This window comes from Proteus genomosp. 6 (assembly GCF_040139785.1).
Classification (GTDB): Bacteria; Pseudomonadota; Gammaproteobacteria; order Enterobacterales; family Enterobacteriaceae; genus Proteus.
On the sequence record NZ_JBEEVJ010000054.1, the window covers coordinates 1 to 735 of the forward strand.

General features: G+C 34.4%; 1 protein-coding gene and 2 pseudogenes. All 3 read right to left on the reverse strand.

The window, feature by feature from the left end:
• A pseudogene (locus ABN212_RS18755) lies at positions 1-161 on the reverse strand (tail assembly protein); the annotation flags it as partial.
• A gap of 48 nt (positions 162-209) precedes the next feature.
• Positions 210-581 carry a hypothetical protein gene (locus ABN212_RS18760; protein WP_109409630.1) on the reverse strand — a complete coding sequence of 124 codons (372 nt, stop codon included), beginning with the start codon at positions 579-581 and terminating at the stop codon, positions 210-212.
• A 49-nt stretch (positions 582-630) separates the two neighbouring features.
• Positions 631-735, reverse strand: a pseudogene (locus ABN212_RS18765) (peptidase P60); the annotation flags it as partial.

Genomic DNA, 735 nt, shown 5'->3' on the forward strand with positions numbered 1-735 from the left:
CGTGATTTACTGGTATTTAAATACTGTTCAAATCCATTTAAGGTACAACAAAGTGCTCTGATTGCTTCTGATGTTGTCGTAATTATGCGCTGATGAGTTTTACCAAATGTTTTGCCTAATATTCCGCTTAACTCTATTGTTACCATTTTTTCTTTTTGCATAAAAACTCCATAAAAAAACCCGCACTTGGCGGGTTATTCAGTATAATATTACTGGTAGCTACAATTACTCTTTAAGTGATACGGCATATGCCATGATATATCATCCACTATTATAGTGAATTCAGGTTTAGCCCCCACATAACCACCGTATGAATTTTTAGCATTTAGCGTGTAATTAACAATCCAGCCAAAATTGACTTTACCATCGAATATACACCATCCTTTTCTTGGTTCAGTGAAAGAGTATATTGCTGACATGGGATCTTTTAAACGCCCTTCCTGATATGATTTTATTTTTCCTTCATAAAATTCTTTACTAGGCTTTTCACCATAATCAGCATTTTGCTCTTCTATCATCGTGGGTCTCGCCACACAGCCGGAAATAAATAACGCTATAAAAATAACAAGTATATTTTTCATGACATCATCCCAATAGTATAAATACCTTAACAAGGGTATCTATGGTTAATTAATTTGTCATGACTATTTTATGTTTCAATATTATAACTGTGCGATCACGCCAATAACCACCATAAGGAACTCGTTGGCTTAATCGCCCATAAAGGTGATGTAA

Bases quoted from the DNA above. Each gene is read 5' to 3' on its own strand.
- ABN212_RS18760 (WP_109409630.1), bottom strand. From the start codon at position 581: ATGAAAAATATACTTGTTATTTTTATAGCGTTATTTATTTCCGGCTGT.